This is a genomic window from Variovorax sp. PvP013 (assembly GCF_050435945.1).
Lineage (GTDB): Bacteria > Pseudomonadota > Gammaproteobacteria > Burkholderiales > Burkholderiaceae_C > Variovorax.
Genome location: NZ_JBNDLF010000003.1, coordinates 78,141 through 92,747 on the forward strand (window position 1 = coordinate 78,141; position 14,607 = coordinate 92,747).

17 protein-coding genes are annotated in these 14,607 nt (G+C 69.9%); 7 read left to right on the forward strand and 10 right to left on the reverse strand.

From position 1 onward, the window contains the following. The first annotated feature begins 90 nt into the window (after positions 1 to 90). The 6 genes from ABID77_RS10730 (at position 91) to ABID77_RS10755 (ending at position 5,133) form a co-directional block, all read left to right on the forward strand. The gene (locus ABID77_RS10730) at positions 91 to 1,317 is read left to right on the forward strand and encodes an MFS transporter (protein WP_429594987.1); all 1,227 of its coding nucleotides are present in this window, start codon (positions 91 to 93) and stop codon (positions 1,315 to 1,317) included. Between the two features lie 29 nt (positions 1,318 to 1,346). Continuing rightward, on the forward strand, positions 1,347 to 1,490 hold the full coding sequence (locus tag ABID77_RS10735; RefSeq protein ID WP_429594990.1) for a hypothetical protein: 144 nt from the start codon (positions 1,347 to 1,349) through the stop codon (positions 1,488 to 1,490). 2 nt (positions 1,491 to 1,492) lie between these two features. Next, the gene (locus ABID77_RS10740) at positions 1,493 to 2,140 is read left to right on the forward strand and encodes a class I SAM-dependent methyltransferase (RefSeq protein ID WP_429594993.1); all 648 of its coding nucleotides are present in this window, start codon (positions 1,493 to 1,495) and stop codon (positions 2,138 to 2,140) included. 39 nt (positions 2,141 to 2,179) lie between these two features. Beyond that, complete coding sequence (gene dapA / locus ABID77_RS10745) at positions 2,180 to 3,070, forward strand: 4-hydroxy-tetrahydrodipicolinate synthase (protein ID WP_429594995.1); 891 nt, start codon at positions 2,180 to 2,182, stop codon at positions 3,068 to 3,070. A 121-nt stretch (positions 3,071 to 3,191) separates the two neighbouring features. Continuing rightward, positions 3,192 to 4,277, forward strand: coding sequence for an outer membrane protein assembly factor BamC (bamC, locus tag ABID77_RS10750; protein WP_429594999.1), 1,086 nt, complete (start codon positions 3,192 to 3,194; stop codon positions 4,275 to 4,277). Between the two features lie 79 nt (positions 4,278 to 4,356). Next, entirely contained in the window at positions 4,357 to 5,133 is a 777-nt protein-coding gene (locus tag ABID77_RS10755) for an MBL fold metallo-hydrolase (protein WP_429595001.1), read from the forward strand. A 28-nt stretch (positions 5,134 to 5,161) separates the two neighbouring features. Here the strand turns inward: ABID77_RS10755 and rlmB are convergent, their stop codons facing one another. Continuing rightward, the gene (gene rlmB / locus ABID77_RS10760) at positions 5,162 to 5,917 is read right to left on the reverse strand and encodes a 23S rRNA (guanosine(2251)-2'-O)-methyltransferase RlmB (protein WP_429595004.1); all 756 of its coding nucleotides are present in this window, start codon (positions 5,915 to 5,917) and stop codon (positions 5,162 to 5,164) included. Positions 5,918 to 5,987: 70 nt separating this feature from the next. Then, on the reverse strand, positions 5,988 to 6,686 hold the full coding sequence (locus ABID77_RS10765) for an ABC transporter ATP-binding protein (RefSeq protein ID WP_429595006.1): 699 nt from the start codon (positions 6,684 to 6,686) through the stop codon (positions 5,988 to 5,990). Between the two features lie 36 nt (positions 6,687 to 6,722). Here ABID77_RS10765 and ABID77_RS10770 point away from each other — a divergent pair, with 36 nt between their 5' ends. Continuing rightward, complete coding sequence (locus ABID77_RS10770) at positions 6,723 to 7,349, forward strand: arylesterase (RefSeq protein ID WP_429595009.1); 627 nt, start codon at positions 6,723 to 6,725, stop codon at positions 7,347 to 7,349. A gap of 115 nt (positions 7,350 to 7,464) precedes the next feature. Here ABID77_RS10770 and ABID77_RS10775 read toward each other — a convergent pair whose 3' ends face one another. The 8 genes from ABID77_RS10775 to hflK all read right to left on the reverse strand — a co-directional run bounded on the left by ABID77_RS10775 (position 7,465) and on the right by hflK (position 14,590). Then, complete coding sequence (locus ABID77_RS10775) at positions 7,465 to 7,668, reverse strand: hypothetical protein (protein ID WP_429595012.1); 204 nt, start codon at positions 7,666 to 7,668, stop codon at positions 7,465 to 7,467. Positions 7,669 to 7,739: 71 nt separating this feature from the next. Continuing rightward, positions 7,740 to 8,960 carry a PLP-dependent transferase gene (locus ABID77_RS10780; RefSeq protein WP_429595015.1) on the reverse strand — a complete coding sequence of 407 codons (1,221 nt, stop codon included), beginning with the start codon at positions 8,958 to 8,960 and terminating at the stop codon, positions 7,740 to 7,742. Between the two features lie 14 nt (positions 8,961 to 8,974). Next, entirely contained in the window at positions 8,975 to 9,499 is a 525-nt protein-coding gene (locus ABID77_RS10785; RefSeq protein ID WP_429595018.1) for a phosphoribosyltransferase, read from the reverse strand. A gap of 14 nt (positions 9,500 to 9,513) precedes the next feature. Next, positions 9,514 to 10,845 (reverse strand): adenylosuccinate synthase, encoded by a 1,332-nt coding sequence (locus ABID77_RS10790; RefSeq protein ID WP_429595021.1) that lies wholly within the window; start codon positions 10,843 to 10,845, stop codon positions 9,514 to 9,516. Positions 10,846 to 10,865: 20 nt separating this feature from the next. Then, positions 10,866 to 12,032 carry an ATP phosphoribosyltransferase regulatory subunit gene (locus ABID77_RS10795; RefSeq protein ID WP_429595024.1) on the reverse strand — a complete coding sequence of 389 codons (1,167 nt, stop codon included), beginning with the start codon at positions 12,030 to 12,032 and terminating at the stop codon, positions 10,866 to 10,868. 78 nt (positions 12,033 to 12,110) lie between these two features. Then, positions 12,111 to 12,299 carry a DUF2065 domain-containing protein gene (locus ABID77_RS10800; protein ID WP_429595027.1) on the reverse strand — a complete coding sequence of 63 codons (189 nt, stop codon included), beginning with the start codon at positions 12,297 to 12,299 and terminating at the stop codon, positions 12,111 to 12,113. Positions 12,300 to 12,312: 13 nt separating this feature from the next. After that, complete coding sequence (hflC, locus tag ABID77_RS10805; RefSeq protein WP_429595030.1) at positions 12,313 to 13,203, reverse strand: protease modulator HflC; 891 nt, start codon at positions 13,201 to 13,203, stop codon at positions 12,313 to 12,315. 22 nt (positions 13,204 to 13,225) lie between these two features. Further along, the gene (gene hflK, locus ABID77_RS10810; RefSeq protein WP_429595033.1) at positions 13,226 to 14,590 is read right to left on the reverse strand and encodes an FtsH protease activity modulator HflK; all 1,365 of its coding nucleotides are present in this window, start codon (positions 14,588 to 14,590) and stop codon (positions 13,226 to 13,228) included. Positions 14,591 to 14,607 lie beyond the last annotated feature (17 nt).

Sequence of the window (14,607 nt, forward strand, 5' to 3'; positions counted from 1 at the left end):
GCGCAACGCATCGAAGACGCGCCGAAATGTCATCGCCGCCGCTGTCGCGCGGGGGCTGCGCCGGACGGCGCGAATGACTACATTCGAAGGATGTCCCCCCTCTCCGAACCCCCTCGCCTGTCGATGCGTCAGGTGCTGCTGTGCGGCGCCCTGATCGTCACGCTCTCCATGGGCATCCGCCACGGCTTCGGTCTGTGGCTGCAGCCGATCACGCAGGCGCAGGGCTGGACGCGCCAGACCTTCTCCTTCGCCCTCGCCATCCAGAACCTCTCCTGGGGCGTGATGGGCGTCTTCGCCGGCATGCTGGCCGACCGGCTGGGCGCCTTCCGCGTGCTGCTGATCGGCGCGGTACTCTACGCCGCAGGCCTGGCGGGCATGGCGCTGTCGACCACGCCGCTGACCTTCGCCCTGACCACCGGCATCCTGATCGGCGCCGCGCAGGCCGGCACCACCTACGCCGTGGTCTACGGCGTCATCGGGCGCAACATTCCGGCCGAGCGCCGCTCCTGGGCCATGGGCGTGGCGGCGGCGGCCGGCTCGTTCGGACAGTTCCTGATGGTGCCGCTCGAAGGCCAGCTGGTCGCCCGGCTGGGCTGGGACAACGCGCTGCTGGTGCTCGCCGCTGCGGTGCTGCTGATCGTGCCCTTCGCCTTCGGCCTGCGCGAGCCGGGCCGGGTCGCCGCCGCCGGCGCGGCGCGCCAGCAGAGCATCCTGCAGGCGGTGGGCGAGGCCTTCCGCTATCCCAGCTTCGGCCTGCTCATGGCCGGTTACTTCGTCTGCGGCTTCCAGGTCGTCTTCATCGGCGTGCACATGCCCAGCTACCTCAAGGACAAGGGCCTGTCGCCCGAGGTGGCGAGCTACGCGCTGGCGCTGATCGGCCTGTTCAACATCTTCGGCACCTACGCCGCCGGCACGCTGGGCCAGCGGCTGGCCAAGCGCAAGATCCTGGCGGCGATCTACTTCGGCCGCGCCGTCGCCATCGCGGTGTTCCTGACGGTGCCGCTCACGCCGGCGAGCGTCTACGTGTTCGCCGGCGTGATGGGCTTCCTGTGGCTGTCGACCGTGCCGCCGACCAACGCGCTGGTGGCGCAGATCTTCGGCGTGGCGCACCTGTCGATGTTGAGCGGCTTCGTGTTCCTGAGCCATCAGGTCGGCTCGTTCCTGGGCGTGTGGCTCGGCGGCTTCCTCTACGACCGCACGGGCAGCTACGACATCGTCTGGTACATCGCCATCGGCCTGGGCGTGCTCGCCGGCCTGGTCAACCTGCCGATCCGCGAGAACGCCATCGCGCGCGCGGCGGTGCCGCGCCCGGCCTGAGGCGCATGACCCTCCCGATGCGATCCGCCATGCCCCGCGCCACCCGCTTCCGTCCGTTGTACCGCGCCGCCGCCTGGGTCGCCGGGGCCGCCGCGCTGGCGGGCGTGTTCCTGCTCTACACGCGACCGGCCTTCATGGTCACGATGATCGACCAGCTGTGGGCGTGCTTCTGACCATGACGCCGATCTCGCCGGCCCCATCGGCACCCGACGCATCGCCGCCCTCGCCCTGGGTCGTGCGCTGGAGCGGCCTCGTCGCGCCCGGCGGCACGGTGCTCGACGTCGCCTGCGGCGGCGGCCGACACCTGCGCTGGTTCCATGCGCGCGGCCATCGCGTGACGGGCGTGGACCGCTCGGCCGAGGCGTTGCGCACGCTCGCGCCGCTGGCGCGCGACGGTGCCGAGATCGTCGAGACCGACATCGAGGCCGGCCCGTGGCCGTTCGCGGGCCGGGTCTTCGACGCCGTGGTCGTCACCAACTACCTCTGGCGCCCTCGCCTGCCCGACGTCGTGGCCGCCCTCGCCCCCGGCGGCGTGCTGATCTGCGAGACTTTCGCCGTCGGCAACGAGACCGTCGGCCGCCCGGCGCGCGCCGACTTCCTGCTGCGCCCGGGCGAGCTGCTCGACGTCTGCCGCGACCTGCGCGTGGTGGCCTACGAGAACGGCTTCCTGGAGACCCCGGCGCGCTTCGTCCAGCGCGTCGCGGCGGTCCGGCCGGGGGCCGGAAGCGCTTCGGAAACAGCGTCGGATCCGCCCCGCCATTTGTTGCAAACCCTTGCCAGCGACGCAGTCTCGGCGCCGAGGCCCCCCACGGGCGCTCGGTAGAATGCCCGCTTTTCGTCCACCCGACAGAGAGATTCACCCTTGGAGCAATTGACAGGCAGCATCGTCGCGCTCGCCACGCCGATGCACGACGACGGCAGCGTCGACTATCCCGCCCTGCGAAGGCTGATCGACTGGCATATCGACGAAGGCACGGACTGCCTCGGCGTGGTCGGCACCACCGGTGAGTCGCCCACGGTGGACGTCGAAGAGCATTGCGAGATCATCCGCGTGTCGGTCGAACAGGCCCGTGGCCGCGTGCCGATCATGGCCGGTTGCGGCGCCAACTCCACCCGGGAGGCGATCGAGCTGGCCCGCTTCGCCAAGGGCGTGGGCGCCGATTCGCAGCTGCAGGTCGTGCCCTACTACAACCGCCCGACGCAGGAAGGCCAGTACCGGCACTTCCAGGCCATCGCCGAGGCCGTGGGCGACCTGCCGATGGTCCTGTACAACGTGCCCGGCCGCACCGTGGCGGACATGGCGCACGACACCGTGCTGCGCCTGGCCGAGGTACCCGGCATCATCGGCATCAAGGAAGCCACCGGCAACATCGAGCGCGCCCAGTGGCTCATCCGCGATCTGCCGTCGCGCTTCGCCGTGTATTCGGGCGACGACCCGACGGCGGTCGCGCTCATGCTGTGCGGCGGCAAGGGCAACATCAGCGTGACGGCCAACCTCGCGCCGCGCAAGATGCACGAGCTGTGCGTGGCGGCGCTCGCCGGCGACATCGCCACGGCCATGCGCATCCAGTTCGAGCTGATGCCGCTGCACAAGCACCTGTTCGTCGAACCCAACCCGGTGCCGCTGAAGTGGGCCATGGCGCGCCTGGGCCTGTGCGGTCCCGCGCTGCGCCTGCCGCTGGTCGAACTCGGCGAAGGCCATCGCCCGACCGTCGAGTCGGCGCTGCGCGCCTGCGGCCTGCTCAAGGACTGACGGCACTTCGATGCGATTCGGCGTGCGGCCCGGCAAAACTTTTGCCGCCGCGCCGACTCCCACGTCGCAGTCCCGTCCCGGGCACCGCCCGACCGAACCCCTTTCCCCAAGGAAGACAACGTTGAACCACCCTTCGCGCTTTGCGCTGCTCGCCCTCGTGGCCAGCCTGTCCGCCTGCTCCGTGATGCAGGGCGACAAGATCGACTACAAGAGCGCCGGCAAGGCCCCCACGCTCGAAGTACCGCCCGACCTGACCCAGCTCTCCCGCGACAACCGCTATGCCGTGCCCGGCGGCGCCGTGACGGCCAGCGGCTTCGGCGCCGCCGCCGCCAGCGCGCCCGGACAGCCCGCCGCGGCCTCCTCGGTGGGCGACGTGCGCATCGAACGCGCGGGCAACCAGCGCTGGCTGGTGGTGGGCCGCTCGGCCGACCAGCTCTGGGAGCCGGTGCGCGATTTCTGGCAGGAGAACGGTTTCCTGCTGACCATCGACCAGCGCAACCTCGGCATCCTGGAGACCGACTGGGCCGAGAACCGCGCCAAGCTGCCGCAGGACATCATCCGCAGCACGCTGGGCAAGCTGATCGACTCGGTCTACTCGACCGGTGAACTCGACCGCTTCCGCACCCGCCTGGAACGCACGCCCAACGGCACGGAGATCTACGTCAGCCACCGCGGCATGGTGGAGGTCTACACCTCCAACCAGAAGGACAACACCGTCTGGCAACCCCGCCCCAGCGACCCCGAGCTCGAAGCCGAGTTCCTGCGCCGCCTGATGGTCAAGCTCGGCGTCTCGCAGGAGCAGTCGAAGGCCCTGATGGCCACCGGCACGCCCGTGCAGACGCCGCGCGCGGCCACCGTCGGCGGCCAGCCGGTGGTGCAGATCGCCGAGCCCTTCGACCGCGCTTGGCGCCGCGTCGGCCTGGCGCTCGACCGCACCGGCTTCACTGTGGAAGACCGCGACCGCAACGCCGGCACCTACTTCGTGCGCTACGTGACGCCCACGACCGACCGCAAGGAGCCGAGCATCTTCAGCAAGATCCTCAGCTTCGGTCGTTCCAAGCCCAACGAGTCGCCGCTGAAGTTCCGCATCGTGGTCAAGAGTCAAGGCGAGACCAGCACGGTGTCGGTGCAGAACGAGGCCGGCGCGCCCGACACCTCGGCCGATGCGCAGCGCATCGTCCAGGTCATCGCCGACGACCTGAAGTAGGCCGCAGGGAAATCGCCGCCATGTCCTCGGCCCTGCTGCCCCTGCCCATGACGTCCGCCGGCGGCCGGAGCGGCGCCTGATGCTGCGCTTCCGCAGCCTCGGCAGCGGCAGCACGGGCAACGCCACGCTGGTCGAGGCGAGCAGCGAAGGCCGGCGCTCGCTGCTGCTGATCGATTGCGGCTTCGGCATCCGGCAGCTCGACAAGCGTCTGGCCGGCGCCGGCGTGGCCGCGAGCGACATCGACGCCATCTTCATCACCCACGAGCACGGCGACCACATCGGCTGCGTGCAGACGCTGTCGAAGCGCGAGCGCATTCCGGTGTGGATGAGCGAAGGCACGTGGCTGGCCACCGGCGGCCACGACTACGAAGGCCGCCTGCATCTCGCGCGCGACGGCGAGCACATCGCCGTCGGCGACCTCGACGTGCGACCCTTCACGGTGCCGCACGACGCGCGCGAGCCCCTGCAATTGCGCTGCACCGACGGCGCCCGCACCCTGGGCGTGCTCACCGACCTCGGCCACGCGACGCCGCACGTGATGGCGCAGTTGGTCGGGCTCGACGCCCTGCTGCTCGAATGCAACCACGACGTCGACCTGCTGGCGGCATCGGCCTATCCGCCGTTCCTGAAGCTGCGCGTGGGCGGCAACTACGGCCACCTGTCGAACGCCGCGGCGGCCGCCATCGCGCGCGCCGTGCATCACCCGGGCCTGCGCCACGTGGTCGGCGCGCACCTGAGCGAGCAGAACAACCGGCCCGACCTGGTGCGCCTGGCCTTGGCCGAGGCCCTGGGCGCCAGCGAGGGCGACATGGTCGCCGCCACCGCCACCGGCGGCTCGCCCTGGCTGGACGTCTGACGTCCGATGCCGGACGGCCGCCCGGCGTTCAGGCGCCCAGGCCGCGCTGGCGCATCGCCTCGTAGAGGCACACGCCGCTGGCCACCGACACGTTCAGGCTCTCCACCGCGCCCTGCATCGGGATGCTCACCAGCTCGTCGCAGCTCTTGCGCGTGAGCTGGCGCATGCCCGCGCCCTCGGCGCCCAGCACCAGGGCCAGCGGGCGGTTCAGGTCGCTCTGGTAGAGCGTGCCGGGCGCGTCGTCGCTGGTGCCGACGCACCAGATGTCGCGCTCCTTGAGTTCGCCGAGCGTGCGCGCGAGGTTGGTCACCATGAAGTACGGCACCGTCTCGGCGGCGCCGCTGGCCACCTTGGCGACGGTGGCGTTGATGCCCGCCGCATGGTCCTTGGGCGCGATGACGGCATGGGCGCCGGCACCGTCGGCCACCCGCAGGCAGGCGCCGAGGTTGTGAGGATCGGTCACGCCGTCGAGCACCAGGAGCAGCGGTGCGGTGCGGGCCGCTTCGAGACCTTCGAGCAGCTCGTCGAGCGAATGGGTCTGGGGGATGGGTTCGACGCGCGCGGCGACGCCCTGATGGCCGTGGCTGCCGCTGAGCTTGGAAAGGCGCAGGCCGTCGGCCTCGACCAGGCGCACGCCGGCTTCCTGGGCGCGCGCGATGAACTGTTTCATCCGCGCATCGCGGCGGCTGGCGTCGAACAGCACCTCGAGCACCGAGGCCGGCGCGGTCTTGAGGCGGACGCCCACGGCATGGAAGCCGAAGATCACTTTGGGGGGAGAGGACATCCCCGGATTATCCCTGCCGTGCCGGACGGTCCGGAGCGCCGGCGCCCTCGCCCGCCTTCTCCTGGCCGTCTCAGGCGCTGCGCTCGTCCGCCGCGACGCGGCCGGCGTCGATGGTGATGCGCCGGTGGCAGCGCGACGCGATGGCGCGGTCGTGCGTGACGAGCACCAGGGTCGTGCCGAGTTCGCGATTGAGGTCGAACATCAGTTCCATCACCTGCTCGCCGGTCGCGAAGTCCAGGCTGCCCGTGGGCTCGTCGGCCAGCAGCACCTGCGGCTGCACGACGAAGGCGCGCGCCAGCGCCACGCGCTGCTGCTCGCCGCCGGAGAGCACCTTCGGATAGTGGCCCAGCCGCTGGCCGAGGCCGACGCGGCCGAGCATCTCGGTGGCGGTCTTGCGTGCGTCGCGGCGATCGGCGAGTTCGAGCGGCAGCATCACGTTCTCCAGCGCGCTCAGGTTGGCCAGCAGCTGGAAGCTCTGGAAGACGAAACCGACCTTCTGCGCCCGCAGGGCGGCGCGCTCGTCCTCGTCGATGGCGAAGAGGTCCTGGCCGGCCAGGTGCACGGTGCCGCGCGTGGGCGTGTCGAGCCCCGCGATGATCGACAGCAAGGTGCTCTTCCCCGAGCCCGAGGCGCCGACGATGGCGGCGGTCTCGCGCGCGCCGAGCGAGAAATCGACGTCGCGCAGGATGTCCAGCGTGCCGGTGGAGTCCGTGACGGACTTGAAAACGTGCGCTACGGCAACAATTGCATCGGCTGGGGCTGGCAACATGGAAGGCTTGATGTGGTGAATCGACGCGACTTTATCTTGGCCGGTGCGCTGACCGGCGCAGCGGGGTCTTGGGCCATCGCCCAGCCGCGCGGCACGACGGCCCGCAAGCCGGCGGTGATCCTGGTGGTCGGCGACTCGCTCTCGGCCGAGTACGGCCTGCAGCGCGGCCAGGGCTGGGTGACGCTGCTGGAGCAGCGCCTGGGCCAGCAGAAGATCGACGCCCGCGTCGTCAACGCCAGCATCAGCGGCGACACCAGTTCGGGCGGCCGCGCGCGCCTGCCGGCCCTGCTGCGGCAGCACCAACCGACGCACGTGGTGATCGAGCTCGGCGCCAACGATGCCCTGCGCGGCCTGCCGATCGCCAACACCGCCGACAACCTGACGCAGATGACCAAGGCCTCGCAGGCCGCCGGCGCGCAGGTGCTGATCGTCGGCATCCAGGTGCCGCCCAACTACGGCGGCGACTACCTGCGGCGCTTCGAGGCCATGTTCCTCGACGTGTCGAAGGCGACGAAAGCGGCGGTGGTGCCCTTCCTGCTGCGCGGCGTGGCCGACGGCCCGGACGCGGCGGTCATGTTCCAGGCCGACCGCATCCACCCCGTGGCGGCGGCGCAGCCGCGCATGCTCGACAACGTCTGGCCGGAGTTGCGCAAGCTGCTGTAGTCCGGGTCGGCACCGCGTCGATCCGGTCGGTGCGGGGTGCTTCCGGCGCACGCAAAAAAAGCCGCCGCCTGCGGATCGCAGGCAGCGGCTTCGGTCGGGATGGGACTGGCGACGATCAGCCGTTCTTGGTCGGAAGCTCGGGCACGGTGGGTGGATCGCGTTCGAGCGAGGCCACGTCGGTTTCCGGATCTCCGGGCGCCAGACCCTCGCTGCTGGGGCTGAGCTTGCGCTGGGCCTTGTCGCGAAGCTTCTCTTCCTTCTTCTTCTTCTTGGCCAGTTCCTTCTGGCGCTTCTCGTAGCCGTAATTGGGTGTTGCCACTGCTTCTCCTTGGGGCGAGGCGGTCCGGATGGACGCGCGTGTTTCGACTGTAAGCGATAAAGCGCGTCGGCTCAGAGTGCGGCCAGAGCTTGCTCCAGATCGGCGCGCAGGTCGTCCACCGCCTCGAGTCCGACCGAGAAGCGCACCAGCGTGCCGCGATGCGGCCAGCGCGCGACCGTGGGATCGCGCATGAGGCCGATGTCGTAGGGCACGACCAGGCTGACCGGGCCGCCCCACGAATAGCCGAGGCGGAACAGCCGCAGGCCGTCGCAGAAACGGTCGACCTGATCGGAACTGAAGCGCTCGTCGAACACGACCGAGAACAGTCCCGCGGCCAGGTCGCTCGCGCCGCACAGGCGCCGCCAGTTCTCGTGACCGGGCGAGTCGGCGAGCGCCGGGTGCAGCACCTGCGCGATCTCCTCGCGGGTCTCGAACCAGCGCGCCAGTTCGCGTGCCGCGCGGTCGTGCGCGGCATAGCGCAGGGCGATGCTCGGCAGCGCGCGCAGGACGGTCTCGACGTCGCCGACGCCGACGCCCCAGCCCATGCGCATGTGCGTGAGCTTGAGCGCCTGGTGCAGCCGCGCGTCGCGCGTGGCGACGCTGCCCATCAGCACGTCGCCGCCACCGCTCGGGTATTTGGTCAGCGCGTGCACCGAGATGTCGACGCCCTGCCCGCCGCCGTCGAGGTCGAAGGGGTCGAACGCCAGGCCCGCGCCCCAGGTGTTGTCCAACACGGCGACGGCGCCGTGCGCGCGGCACAGGCCGGCGAGCGCGGCCAGGTCGGGGAACTCCATGGTCACCGAGCCGGCGGCCTCCAGCCAGACGAGCTTGGTGCGCTCGCCGAGCTTGGCCGCCAGATCGGCCGGATCCATGGCGTCGTACAGCCGGTGCGTGATGCCGAAGTTCGCCAACTCGCCCGTCGCCAGCGCCTTGTTGGGACCGTAGGCGTTGTCCGGGATCAGCACCTCGTCGCCGCTCTTGAGCAGCGCGAAGGACACCAGCGCGATGGCCGCGAGGCCGCTGGGCACCAGCAGGCATTCGCTCGCGCCTTCGAGCGTGGCGATGCGCGCCTCCAGCGTGAAGGTGGTGGGCGTGCCGTGCAGGCCGTAGGTGTAGCCGGCCTTGGTCTTCCAGTCGCGCGCGCGCATGGCGGCCACGTCGGCGAAGAACACCGTCGAGGCCTTGTGGACGCCGGGCTGCGGCGCGGCGAAGTTCGCCGGCGGCTGGTAGGGATGGTGGATCAGCTCGGTGATCGGCCGGTCCGGCGGATGGGATCGCGGGGAGCGAGGCATGCGCGACGCGGCGGTCAGATCGACCACTTCCGGACCAGCTTCTCCGGGCCCAGGCCGTCGTAGCTCTCGAATGGCTGGTGGATCCACGGGTTGGTGGCCAGGAACTCGACCGAGTAGTCGGGCGTGAAGGTCGACAGCGCCTTGGTCCACAGCACGGCGCTGCGCAGCTCGGTGATGGGCTTGTAATTGGTGCGCAGCATGTCGACCACGGCGTGCAGCGTGTGGCCCGAGTCGGCCAGGTCGTCGACCAGCAGCACCTTGCCCGCCAGTTCGCCCTTGGGCGTGGTGATGAAGCGGGCGATGTCGAGGTGGCCGCGCACCGTGCCGGCATCGGCGCGGTAGGAGCTAGTCGACATGATCGCCAGCGGCTTCTCGAAGATGCGCGAGAGCACGTCGCCGGGCCGCAGCCCGCCGCGCGCCAGGCACAGGATGGTGTCGAACTCCCAGCCCGACTGGTGCAGCTTGATCGCCAGCTTCTCGATCAGGTTGTGGTACTCGTCATAGCTGACGTAGAGATGCTTGCCGTCTTCGGTCAACATGGGGATGGTCCTGCTCAGTCGGCCAGATAGGGGTGGCGCATCATGATGGTGTGGTCGCGGTCGGGGCTGGTGGAGACCATGTGGATCGGCACGCCGGTGACCTGCTCGATGCGCTGCAGGTAGAGCCGTGCGTTGACGGGCAGCTTGTCGTACTGCGTGACGCCGACGGTGCTCTCGGTCCAGCCTTCGAGCGTTTCGTAGATGGGCGTGCAGCGCTCGATCTCGTCGGCGCCCATGGGCAGGATGTCGGTGGTCTCGCCGTCGAGCTCGTAGCCGGTGCAGAGTTCGAGCTTCTCGATGCCGTCGAGCACGTCGAGCTTGGTGATGCACAGGCCGGAGAGGCCGTTGACCTGCGCCGAGCGTTTGAGCAGCGCGGCGTCGAACCAGCCGCAGCGGCGGCTGCGACCGGTGGTCACGCCCTTCTCCGCGCCCACGGTGCTCATGTGGTAGCCCGGCGTGCCCGGTGCCTCCCAGTCGAGTTCGGTCGGGAACGGACCGCCGCCCACGCGCGTGCAATAGGCCTTGGTGATGCCCAGGACGTAGTGCAGCATGCCCGGGCCGACGCCGGAGCCGGCGGCCGCGTTGCCGGCCACGCAGTTGCTGGACGTGACGTAGGGGTAGGTGCCGTGGTCGACGTCGAGCAGCGTGCCCTGCGCGCCTTCGAACAGCAGGTTGGCGCCGTTGCGGTGGGCGTCGTTGAGCTCGCGCGAGACGTCGGCCATCATCGGCCGCAGCAGTTCGGCATGGCGCATCGCCTCGTCGAACACGGTGTCGAAGTCGATCGCCGGGGCACTCAGCACCTGCGTCAGCACGTGGTTGTGCAGATCGAGCAGCACGCGCAGCTTGGCCGCGAAGCGGTCCGGGTGCTTCAGGTCCTGCACGCGCAAGGCGCGGCGCGCGATCTTGTCCTCGTAGGCCGGGCCGATGCCGCGCCCGGTGGTGCCGATCTTCTCGATGCCGCCCTTCTCGCGGTAGGCCTCGCGCGCGATGTCGAGCGCGGCGTGGAACGGCAGGATCAGCGGGCAGGCCTCGCTGATGCGCAGGCGCGAGCGCACCTCCACGCCGGCCTTCTCCAGCCCCTCGATCTCCTCGAACAGCTTGGCCGCCGACAGCACCACGCCGTTGCCGATGTAGCACTTGACGCCCGGACGCATGATGCCGCTGGGGATCAGGTGCAGCGCGGTCTTCACGCCGTTGATGACCAGCGTATGGCCCGCGTTGTGGCCGCCCTGGAAGCGGACCACGCCCTGGGCGCTCTCGGTCAGCCAGTCGACCAGTTTGCCCTTGCCCTCGTCGCCCCATTGGGTGCCGACGACGACCACGTTTCTGCCGGTGGTTACGCTCATGATGTGTTGCTTTTCAGGATTCAGATGGCTTGGACATGCCACTGGCCGGCGCGCTCGACGAGCTCGCGGTCGCAGTGGAATTCGTCGATTTCGCTGTCGTGGCCCGGCAGCGCGCAGACCACGGTCTCGCCGCCATCGCGCAATGCCGAGATGGCGGCCTGCAGGCCGGGCGCGTCGCTCCAGGGCGCGCGCACGACCGAGCGCAACGGCCGCGCCGGCAGCACACCGACGAGCTCGCGCAGGTCGACGCTGAAGCCAACGGCCGGCCGGTTGCGGCCGAACACCGCGCCGACCTCGTCGTAGCGCCCGCCGCGCACCAGGGCATCGGCGGCACCCTCGACATAGATGCCGAAGCGCATGCCGCTGTAGTACGCGTAGCCGCGCAGGTCGGACAGGTCGAAGCTCGTGCGCACGTCCGGCACGTCCCGCAGCCGGGCGGCGAGGCGCCGCAGGTCGGCCAGGGCTTCGCGCACGGCGGCCGTGTCGGGCAAGGCGCGCGCGGCCTCGTCGAGCACGCCGGCGTCGCCGTAGAGACTCACCAACGCCAGCAGGCCGTCGCGCGAGGCGGCGGGGAAGTCGCGCGTCAGCGCGCGCAGTTCGCTGTCGTCCTTGGCCGCCAGCGCGGCATGTACGCGCGCGAGCGCATCGGCGTCGACCGGCACGCCGGCGAAGAGCGAACGCACGATGCGCGCGTCGGCCAGATCGACCAGCGGCGTCTGCGCGCGTGCGAGGCCGGACGAGCGCAGGCAGTCGAGGGCGAGCAGCAGGACCTCGGTGTCGGCTTCGAGGCCGGCGTGGCCGTAGATCTCGGCACCGAACTGCAGGGGCTCGCGCGTGGCGTGCGGACCGTCGGGCCGGGTGTGCACGACGGGTCCGCAGTAGCACAGGCGCGCCACGCCCTGGCGGTTGAGCAGGTGGGCATCGATGCGCGCGACCTGCGGCGTCGTGTCGGCGCGCAGGCCCAGCGTGCGGCCGGAGAGCTGATCGACGAGCTTGAAGGTCTGGAGGTCGAGCGCCTCGCCGGTGCCGGAGAGCAGCGATTCGATGTGCTCGATCAGCGGCGGCATCACCAGCTCGTAACCATAGCCACGGGCGGTGTCGAGCAGTTCGCGTCGAAGTTCTTCGATGTGGCGGGCCTCGGAAGGCAGCACATCGGCAATGTGATCCGGGAGGACCCAGGCGGACATGGCAAGCGGGACGTGGTTAAACCGGAATTCTACCGGGCGCGACCTCCGGCACCGCCGGTATCGCGTCGAAGGCCGGCGTCAGCCGACGAGCCAGAGGACGAAAAGACCGGCGGCGATCGCGCCCAGTCCGATGAACCGCAACTGCCCGTCGCGCAACTCCGCGAGCTGGGCGATGTGACGCCGCCAGCGCCCGGGCGAAAGGAAAGGCAGCAGGCCCTCGATCACCAGGACGAAGCCGAGCGCGCTCCAGAACGCAGAAGCGCTCACGACGACCGCTTCTTCAGCGCTGCGGCGAGCCGGTGCTGCGGAAGGCCCGGAAGAAGTCGGACGACGCCGGATCGACCACCAGCACGTCGCTCTTCTTGTTGAAGCTCTGGCGGTAGGCGTCGAGGCTGCGATAGAACTGCGCGAACTGCGGGTCGCGGCCGAAGGCCTCGCTGTACGCCGCGGCGGCCTGGGCATCGCCCTCGCCCTTGATCTTCTGCGCCTCGCGATAGGCATTGGCCACGGTCACCTCGCGCTGACGGTCGGCATCGGCGCGGATCTTCTCGCCCTCGGCGAAACCGGTCGAGCGCAGTTCGTTGGCCACGCGCTTGCGCTCGGCCTCCATGCGCCGGTAGACGGACTCGGTGATGGCCTCGACATAGTCGACGCGGGTGATGCGCACGTCGATGATGTCCACGCCCCAGGGCTTGGCGCCCTTGACCACGGCCAGCACCTCGCGCTGCACGTCGGCCATGAGGGCCTCGCGCCGCGCGGAGATGAGGTCGCGTACGGTGCGCTTGTTGACGTTCTCCTGGAAGGCGTTGCGTACCACCCGGTTGAGCTGCACGGCGCCGGCGTTCTCGTCGAGGCCGACGTTGCGGATGTACTCCGACGGGTTGGTGATGCGCCAGCGGACGTACCAGTCGATGACCACGCGCTGCTTCTCGGCCGTGAGCATCGGCTCGGCCTCCAGGCTGGAAAGCGTGAGCAGACGCTTGTCGAGGTACGACACGTTCTGGATCGGCGGCGGCAGCTTGAAGTTGAGTCCCGGCTCGGTGATCACGTTCTTGATCTGCCCGAGCTGGTAGACCACGCCGAATTGGCGCTGATCGACCACGAAGAGCATCGAACTCAGCAGCACGAGGGCTACCAGGATGGACGATGCGATGAATCCGATTCTGTTCATTTGTTTGAGCGTTCCAGGGCGATCAGCGGCCGTCGCGGTCGCGCGTGCGGCCGTCGCCGCGCACGCGCATGTCGTTGGTTGTCGGCGAGGTCGGGATCGCCGACGAGGAGGACGTCGTGGCGGGCGAGGTCGAGGCACCCGCGACGCCGGGCAGCGAGGCGTCGATCGAGGCACCCGGGTTGTTCGCACCGGTGGCCTGCATGAGCTTGTCGAGCGGCAGGTACAGCAGGTTGGAGCCCTGCTTCGAGTCCACCAGCACCTTGGTGGTGTTGGCGTAGATCTGCTGCATGGCGTCGGTGTACATGCGGTCGCGCGTCACCTGCGGGGCCTTCTGGTACTCGACCAGCACCGAGGCGAAGCGACCGGCGTCACCCTGGGCCTGCGCCACGACGCGCGCCTTGTAGGCTTCCGACTCTTCCTTCAGACGCGAGGCGGTACCGATGGCGCGTGGCACCACGTCATTGGCATAGGCCTGGGCCTCGTTCTTGGCACGCTCGCGCTCCTGGCCGGCCTTCAGGACGTCGTCGAACGCCGCCTGCACCTGCTCGGGCGGACGCACGCCGCCCTGCTGCAGGTTGATGTTCACCACTTCCACGCCGACCTTGTAGCGGTCGAGGATGGTCTGCATGAGGGCGCGCACGCGCGGGGCGATCTGGTCGCGTTCCTCGGCGAGCGCGGCGTCCATGCGCATCTTGCCGACCACCTCGCGCACGGCGGTCTCGGCGACCTGCACCACGGTATCGGCCGGCGCCTTGCTCTCGTAGAGGTAGGCGCGCGCATCGCTCAGGCGGTACTGCACGGCGAACTTGATCTCGACGATGTTCTCGTCCTCGGTGAGCATGGCCGACTCGCGCAGGCCCGTGGAACGCACGATGCTGTCGCGGCCGACGTCGGTCGAGCGGATCTGCGTCACGACCACCAGTTCATGGCGCTGGATCGGATACGGCAGGCGCCAGTTGAAGCCGGCACCGACGGTCGTCTTGTAGCGGCCGAACTGGGTGATGACCGCCTGCTGGCCTTCGTTGACGATGAAGAAGCCGGTGCCCAGCCAGATCAGCACGGCGATCAGCGCCACGATGCCGATGCCGTAACCGGCGTTCTTCATGTCGGGCCGGAAACCCCCGCCACCGGGACGATGGTCGTTGTTGCCGCCCCCCCCGTTGCGGCCACCGCCGAACAGGCCGCCGAGCTTGCGGTTGAAGTCGCGCCAGAGTTCGTCGAGATCGGGCGGGCCCTGGTTGGGACCCTGGCCCCGGGGACGGTTGTTCTGGTGGCTGTTGGGGCTCGAAGGCGGCAGGTCGTTATCGGGCGGGCCGGCATTCGGACGCTCGTTGCCGGACGAGGGCTCGTCGCTTCTCCCCCAGCGTCCATCGTTCAGGTTGAACATGCCTTGCAGACGGCTCC

Bases quoted from the DNA above. Each gene is read 5' to 3' on its own strand.
- hflC (WP_429595030.1), bottom strand. From the start codon at position 13,203: ATGAACAGAATCGGATTCATCGCATCGTCCATCCTGGTAGCCCTCGTG.
- ABID77_RS10755 (WP_429595001.1), top strand. From the start codon at position 4,357: ATGCTGCGCTTCCGCAGCCTCGGCAGCGGCAGCACGGGCAACGCCACG.
- hflK (WP_429595033.1), bottom strand. From the start codon at position 14,590: ATGTTCAACCTGAACGATGGACGCTGGGGGAGAAGCGACGAGCCCTCG.
- ABID77_RS10795 (WP_429595024.1), bottom strand. From the start codon at position 12,032: ATGTCCGCCTGGGTCCTCCCGGATCACATTGCCGATGTGCTGCCTTCC.
- ABID77_RS10780 (WP_429595015.1), bottom strand. From the start codon at position 8,960: ATGCCTCGCTCCCCGCGATCCCATCCGCCGGACCGGCCGATCACCGAG.
- ABID77_RS10735 (WP_429594990.1), top strand. From the start codon at position 1,347: ATGCCCCGCGCCACCCGCTTCCGTCCGTTGTACCGCGCCGCCGCCTGG.
- ABID77_RS10790 (WP_429595021.1), bottom strand. From the start codon at position 10,845: ATGAGCGTAACCACCGGCAGAAACGTGGTCGTCGTCGGCACCCAATGG.
- ABID77_RS10785 (WP_429595018.1), bottom strand. From the start codon at position 9,499: ATGTTGACCGAAGACGGCAAGCATCTCTACGTCAGCTATGACGAGTAC.
- rlmB (WP_429595004.1), bottom strand. From the start codon at position 5,917: ATGTCCTCTCCCCCCAAAGTGATCTTCGGCTTCCATGCCGTGGGCGTC.
- ABID77_RS10765 (WP_429595006.1), bottom strand. From the start codon at position 6,686: ATGTTGCCAGCCCCAGCCGATGCAATTGTTGCCGTAGCGCACGTTTTC.
- ABID77_RS10740 (WP_429594993.1), top strand. From the start codon at position 1,493: ATGACGCCGATCTCGCCGGCCCCATCGGCACCCGACGCATCGCCGCCC.
- ABID77_RS10730 (WP_429594987.1), top strand. From the start codon at position 91: ATGTCCCCCCTCTCCGAACCCCCTCGCCTGTCGATGCGTCAGGTGCTG.